Origin of the sequence: Sphaerotilus sp. (genome assembly GCF_041083715.1) — a bacterium.
GTDB lineage: Bacteria > Pseudomonadota > Gammaproteobacteria > Burkholderiales > Burkholderiaceae_C > Sphaerotilus.
Map to the genome: position 1 here is coordinate 1 of NZ_JBFPGY010000165.1, position 3,003 is coordinate 3,003.

General features: G+C 67.6%; 4 protein-coding genes and 1 pseudogene. All 5 read left to right on the forward strand.

Going from position 1 to position 3,003, the window contains the following annotated elements; all coding sequences use genetic code 11:
- A pseudogene (locus AB3X43_RS07460) lies at positions 1 to 311 on the forward strand (GspH/FimT family pseudopilin); the annotation flags it as partial.
- 10 nt (positions 312 to 321) lie between these two features.
- A complete protein-coding gene (locus AB3X43_RS07465) occupies positions 322 to 765 on the forward strand; it encodes a type IV pilus modification PilV family protein (RefSeq protein WP_369429227.1) in 444 nt (147 codons plus the stop codon).
- Positions 766 to 775: 10 nt separating this feature from the next.
- Positions 776 to 1,960 carry a PilW family protein gene (locus tag AB3X43_RS07470; protein WP_369429228.1) on the forward strand — a complete coding sequence of 395 codons (1,185 nt, stop codon included), beginning with the start codon at positions 776 to 778 and terminating at the stop codon, positions 1,958 to 1,960.
- 7 nt (positions 1,961 to 1,967) lie between these two features.
- Positions 1,968 to 2,648 carry a pilus assembly PilX family protein gene (locus AB3X43_RS07475; RefSeq protein ID WP_369429229.1) on the forward strand — a complete coding sequence of 227 codons (681 nt, stop codon included), beginning with the start codon at positions 1,968 to 1,970 and terminating at the stop codon, positions 2,646 to 2,648.
- A 27-nt stretch (positions 2,649 to 2,675) separates the two neighbouring features.
- Positions 2,676 to 3,003 (forward strand): hypothetical protein (locus tag AB3X43_RS07480; RefSeq protein WP_369429230.1); only part of this gene is annotated, 328 nt, incomplete at its 3' end.

The following is a 3,003-nucleotide window of genomic DNA, read 5'->3' on the forward strand; positions in this document are numbered from 1 at the left end:
GCCAGCCACTGGGCACCACGACCGGCACGCGGTTGATGGAGCGCCATGCCCGCGGCGACGGCTCGGCCGGTGTCCAGGTGGAAGTGCGCGACGCCAGCTGCAGGAACACCACCAGTTTGACCCAGGTTGTGTTCAACGGCTTCGGCCGGGCACAGACCGACCCTGTCCCGATCCGCTGCATCGTGATCACCCACCCTGGCAGCACCACCACCAGGACACTGCATGTGATGCTGAACACCGGCGGCTCGGCGCGCACCTGCGATCCGGCCGCCACCGACCCGCTCGACACCCGTCGCTGCCTGGTGAATTGAGGAGGCCTGCGTGACCACCCGCCACACCACCCGCGCACAACCCCGGGCACCGAGACCCAACGGGTTTGTCCTTCTGGAAGCGCTGATCGCACTGCTCATCTTCGCGTTGGCCGTGCTCGGACTGGTCGGGCTGCAGGCGTCGATGACCCGCGCGAGCAGCGGTGCCAAGTACCGCGCCGATGCGGCCTACCTCGCCAGCGACCTGGTCGGCCTGATGTGGACCGACAGCCGGAATCTGGCGCTCTACGACGCCAGCGCCTGCGCCGGCCACCCACCCTGCCAGCGCTGGCGCGAGCGCGTGAGCGAACGCCTGCCAACCGGTGTCGGCCAGGCCCTGGTGTCGAAGACCGAACCCGGCCAGGTCACGGTCAAGGTGATCTGGAAGGCGCCAAGTGACGACCTGCACCAGTTCGAGACCACGACCGCGATCAACCCGAACCCCGTCCTGCCCTGACCCGAACGCCATGACCGCGTCCCCCGTCTCTCCTGCCGCGCAGCGCGGTGTCACGCTGATCGAACTGATGATCGGCATGGTCATCGGCCTGCTCGCCGTGCTCGTGATCGCGCAGGTCACCACCGTCTATGAAGGCCGCAAACGCACCATCACCGCCGGCTCCGATGCCCAGGTCAATGGCGCGCTGGCCCTGCAGACCCTGCAGCGCGATGTGCAAGCCAGCGGTTACGGCATGACCGAAGGCGGCGCCACTGGCTGCCGCATGGTCGGCCAGCGTGCCGGCGTGGCCGGTCAGTTCGAGCACACGCTGGCACCCGTGGCCATCACCGACGGTGCCAACGGCGCCCCCGACAGCCTCGACGTGCTGATGAGCAACCACGCGGACTTCGCGCTGCCCACCCGGGTCGCGGGTGGCCACACCCGGGGCAGCAACGTCTTCGTCATCGGCGCCAACACCGACCTGGGACACCACAAGGGCGACCTGCTGCTGGCAGTGCCCACGCCGACACCGGACCAGACCGACCCGTCCCGCTACTGCAGCCTGTTCAACCTGAGCGCCGAGCCCGTGGCCGGCAGCGGCCAGCTTTTCCACGATGCTGGCGCCGACGGCCCGTGGAACCAGGATCTCGGCACCACCGTCTTTCCGGGCATCCAGAGCACGGACGTGTCCTATCCAGCTGGCAGCCTCCTGCTCGACCTCGGTACGCTGGTCAGCCGCCGCTACTGCCTGACCGGACTGGCCGACGCACAGTGCGACACGCCAGCCCCCCAGGCCCCCTACCACCTGCGGCAGATTTCCTTCGACAGCAGCACCGGCCAGAGCACCGCCGCCGACCTGTATCCGCAGATCGTGCAGTTGCAGGCGGTCTACGGCATCGACACCAGCACGCCCCCGGACCAGGTGGCTGACGTCTGGACCGCCGTGTCGCCGACCACGGCCAAGGGCTGGCAACGGGTGGTGGCTGTGCGGGTGGCCGTGGTCGCCCGCAGCACACAGAACGAGCAGCGCCCAGGCAAGGCCGCCACCGACTGGGTCACGCCGACCCTGCCGGTCTGGTATCCGGACGGCGTCACGGCCGAACCGATCCACGTGGAAAAGTCACCGCCCGGCGCAGGCGATGACTGGCGCAACTACCGCTACAAGGTCTTCGAAACCGTGATCCCGCTGCGCAACCTGCTCTGGCAGCCCGCGTGAACCGTCCATGGACCACCCCGCGATGAACCGCACTCCATCCCTCCCACCCCACAGCCGGCAGCGCGGCGTCTCGCTGCTGTTCGCCATGATCACGGTGGTGGCACTGTCGCTGGCGGCCGTGGCGATGATCCGCTCGGTCGACACCGGCACAACCATCCTCGGCAACCTGAGCTTCAAGCAAGACACGCTGCTGGCCGCGGACGAGGCCACCCGACTGGCCATCCAATGGCTCGAAGCGCAGCAGAAAACCGACCCGGACGGACTGAACCTCACCCAGCGGGACCAGGGCTACTGGGCGAAACTCGTCCCCGAACTCGACCCCACGTCGACCAGCACCTCCGCCAAGCGGGTTGCCATCGACTGGAACAACGACAGCTGCCGCTCGCAGCGTGGCCCGACGCCCGTCGACTGCCTGCCTGCGCAGACCAAATCGCTGGCCAACCAGATCACGGCGCGGTTCCTGATCGTGCGGCTGTGCTCGGAGGTCGGCAGCTCGACCATCAGCACCAACCAGTGCCCACGCCCACTGAACGCCAGCAGCCAGGTCACCGGCGAGCGCGGCGAAATCAACAGCCAGAACCCGGTGCGCATCGGGTCCACCACCATGGCCGAGTACTACCGCATCGTCGTGCGCGCCCAGGGCGCACGCAACACGGTCAGCACCATCGAAACGCTGGTGCATTTCTGAGCCCCGAGCCAAACCGCCATGAGATCCATGACCTTGTGCCATCAACCTCCCGCCCGACTGGCGCTCGCCGCGGCGCTGGCCTGTGGAACGATCGGTGGCGGCGCCCATGCAGCGCTGATCGATGTCTCCAACGTCCCGCTGAACGCCTCGCTGTCCCAGGTCAAGCCGAACATCATGTTCATCCTGGACGATTCCGGCTCGATGGGTTTTTCCTACATGCCGGACGAAGTCGGCATCCCCGACTGGACCGGCAAAGACTTCGAGAACTACGGCGCCTATTCTCCCCATTGCAATGGTCTGGCCTTCAACCCAGCGCTGCCCTACACGCCGCCAGTTCGCCCGGATGGCACGTCCT

What these genes read in the sequence shown, in the direction of transcription:
- AB3X43_RS07470 (WP_369429228.1), top strand. Translation starts at nt 776, where the DNA reads ATGACCGCGTCCCCCGTCTCTCCTGCCGCGCAGCGCGGTGTCACGCTG.
- AB3X43_RS07475 (WP_369429229.1), top strand. Translation starts at nt 1,968, where the DNA reads ATGGACCACCCCGCGATGAACCGCACTCCATCCCTCCCACCCCACAGC.